Below are 3411 nucleotides of genomic sequence, written 5' to 3'. Positions count from 1 at the left end.
ACCTCCGACCCCTCGCTTAGGAGAGCTCCAACCTATTGTCACTCTCTGTCAATCTGAGGTAAGGTAAACCCAAGTGGGATACTATATAAAACTGTTTCCGATTCAATTCGAGTTATTCTGAATACCCCCTCTGTCAAGCTCTGTAAAGCTCTGAAAGTTAGCTGATTGTTTGCTCCAGCTAATAATTGGGGAATGCCTTGATATTACCATCGACATCTGTTATATGACCACCATGCTTCGTACGTTCGATCATGGTAAACAGTATTCAATTAAACTTCCTATCGAAAGCACAAGATATTTTCTTGTCTATAAATAATATAACGCATACGAGACGGTTTGTCCATGCGTTTTTGACTGGCAAATTTTATTCAGTAAAAATATCTGTAACCTTTTTTGTAACTGAATCTCCATCATTCCATCATCAAATGATGGAGATTCCAATAGATATTATGGAGATAGACTAATTACTTCATCGTCTTCGCCAGTGAATTGAGCAATGCCCGCATCTCTGGATTTGCCAACACTTTTGCCAGAAGTTCCGGATCGACTTCATCAGCAACAGTTGCATTATTATTTTCCTGCTGTACATGCATCTGTGGATCCAGATTCTTTTTCTCATAAAACGCTTCTTCAAAAAGCTCTGCATTTTTCCTTCGGTCATCATCCAGAATATGAGAGTACACATCCGTAACCATATTGACCTGAGCATGGCCGGAATCACCCTGTACCGCCTTGATGTCTCCACCATTCAATTTCAGCTTATAAGTAACGCTGCTATGACGAAAACTGTGAAATACAACCGGTGGGAGATTATAGTCCTCGATCAGTTTTTTTAAAGGACCACGGATTGCTCCATCTCCGAGAGGAAGACCAAAGGTACTTGCCATAACCAGGTTATAGTCCATATATTCATCACCAAGAATTTCTTTCATTTCATCTTGCTCAACCTTCCAGTCTACCAACATATTAGCAACACTCTTCGGTAAGAATATTTTACGCACACTGCTTTCTGTCTTCGGTGTTTTCAGAATACGGACCGTAGAATTCTTCTTATGATTTGTCGGAAATACCAACAACACATCTTTTCCATCCAATGCATTTAAAGATTCTTTTCTTATACGCTGTGATTCTTTGTTGATGAAGACATATGCACGGTTTTCTTCAATTGCCTCAGGAGAAATATCTACACAATCCCAGGTAAGACCAAGCAGCTCACCAAGTCGCAGGGAACATGAGAAAGATAGATTAATTGCGAGCTTTAATCGTTCATCTTCACAGACACTGAGCGCATACATCAATGTATCCGCTGTCCAGATGTCTCTTTTTTGTGATTTATGTTTTGGTACAGTCGCATGGGTGCAAGGATTCTTCTCCATCAACTCCCATTTCACTGCCTGTTCAAAACAGTTTCTAAGCAGCTTATTAATATCCCTGACCGTACTGGAAGATACAAATTCATTTCGACTGGTTTTATTCAATGGATTGATAACTGCACGTCTCTTCAAAAGACTCTGATAATATCTTTCGATGAAACGGGTATTGATCTCTGAGAGTTTCGTATCACCAATGATCGGAAGAATATAGTTATTGATAAGAGAGACATTTCCTTCATATGTAGAAAGCGCCCAGTTTTCTTTGCCATAAAGTGCAACATATTCTGTAATAAGCTCGTCCAGTGTTTTGCATTTACGGACGACAAATGATCCCATCTCTTTTTTATATTCAATTTCTTTTTTTCTTCTTTTAGCTTCGGCTTTTGTTTCATAGGTTTCCCATTTTTGTTTTCTCTCGCCTTTTTCATTCGTATAAGAATAGATTACATTGAATTTTCCGTTTCGTTCTCTTATTGATGCCATATTATTGCATACTCCTTTCCAAATCTCTTTGCTCCATCCAGTCCTCAAATTCATCCCGACGGATCCTAACTCGACTGCCAACTTTTATTACGGTGAACTTTCCTGTATCCGCCCACTTGTTGATCATGCTTCTGCTGACCTTTGCCAGATAGGAAGCTTCATCAAAAGTAAGATACTTTATATTTCCATTGCTTCCTCGTATTCCGGTCTGTGATAATTTCTTCCGCCGGAAATTAGCCAGGGCAATATTCTGTTCCTGTGCAAGTTCTTCATAATCATTCGATGGATCCAGCTTATACCGATCCTGACCTTCCAGGAATTTTTGAAAACTCTCTTTTGTGATCCTTTTCTTTTCTGCAATCACAATGAATTCAAAAAAATGACTATACTTTGGATTATCAAGAATTGTATATACTGCGCTTCTGGTTGTTCCAAGCAGCTGTGCCATCTCAGGCATCGTAATTGTTGCATCTTCCAGAAGAGCGTCTTTTTCTCTGTCTTCCTTTGTTCGATACCGGGACTGGCTTTTATACCAGTTCTGAAAAGATTCTTTTGGTATTCGTTTCCAGTAATCGACAATAACAGCTTCCATTTGATTTTTCTTGAGTAAATCATAAACAAGATACTCATCAACACCCAACAGATCCGCAACTTCCTTAACGGAATAGGACCAGGATTTCAATTCTTTCCCCGGTTCTTCTCCGGTAACTTTATGGTATTTAATCTGATTGGCGTACCATTTTTCAAAGCTGGCAATATTGATTCGTATCTTTCCGGCAATCTCTTTAGATTCAAAAACATTTTTATGCACCAGCCAGTATCGATCTGTCTTTTTTAATCCCAGCAGCTTTCCCATTTCCGGCACGGTCATCCAGGTTCTCTTTTGTGTCGGACGCCGTTTGTAAGGACTGTCTTCTGATATCTTTGAAATGATCTCTTCAACAGCGTCCATTTCCGGAACTTCTTTTTGTTTCATAATTGCTGTTGCCATTTATTCTTCACTTCCTGTCTTTTTTAGTGTTAGTGTTTTTTCTTATATCATATCTCAAATCCAGATAAAAATTTAGGATGTCGATTGCAGACAAAATCTGCCTGATCAACACCCTGTTTTTTATTGTTCCAAGTTATCGAGCCAGTCATCGAAACTCTTCTTAGAGATGCGATACTTTCCGCCATCCAACTGGATCCACCGGAATTCCTTTTTCTTTAAAAGGTTATAAATAGTAGGTCTGCTGACTCCTAAGATTTCCTGTAACTCTTGAACTGTATAACATCTTTTTTCTGACATTTCTTTATCCTCTTTTCTTTGAAATATGAAAGAAAAATTATCCCTTCATATAACGAAACGCTCAGAGCATGTTTTACAGTGGTCAAAAGCAAATTTTTTTACTTTTTTTCTTACGAGTTTTCTTTAATGCAACTCGTAACATTAGATTTTTACATTTTTCATGAAATTAAGTAAAGAAAAAGAGCATATGGAATTGAATCCATACACTCTATGATTACTGGAACTTTATTTCATTTTTAATTCAACAAACTGTTAAGGAAACAATCG

At 38.0% G+C, this 3411-nt stretch carries 3 protein-coding genes; all 3 read right to left on the bottom strand.

Annotated elements, in window-relative coordinates; all coding sequences use genetic code 11:
- Positions 1 to 464 precede the first annotated feature (464 nt).
- The 3 genes from PGQ38_RS19050 to PGQ38_RS19040 all read right to left on the bottom strand — a co-directional run bounded on the left by PGQ38_RS19050 (position 465) and on the right by PGQ38_RS19040 (position 3144).
- Positions 465 to 1856, bottom strand: coding sequence for a tyrosine-type recombinase/integrase (locus PGQ38_RS19050; RefSeq protein WP_173817058.1), 1392 nt, complete (start codon positions 1854 to 1856; stop codon positions 465 to 467).
- A gap of 1 nt (position 1857) precedes the next feature.
- Positions 1858 to 2847, bottom strand: coding sequence for a helix-turn-helix domain-containing protein (locus PGQ38_RS19045; protein WP_003864534.1), 990 nt, complete (start codon positions 2845 to 2847; stop codon positions 1858 to 1860).
- Between the two features lie 120 nt (positions 2848 to 2967).
- Positions 2968 to 3144: a helix-turn-helix domain-containing protein gene (locus tag PGQ38_RS19040; protein WP_003864535.1), complete on the bottom strand. Its 177-nt coding sequence runs from the start codon at positions 3142 to 3144 to the stop codon at positions 2968 to 2970.
- Between the last annotated feature and the right edge of the window lie 267 nt (positions 3145 to 3411).

The sequence above is a fragment of the Blautia faecis genome, assembly GCF_027662325.1.
Classification (GTDB): Bacteria; Bacillota; Clostridia; order Lachnospirales; family Lachnospiraceae; genus Blautia_A; species Blautia_A faecis.
The sequence above is the reverse complement of the archived record's forward strand: the minus strand, read 5'-3'. Positions and strand labels throughout refer to the sequence as shown.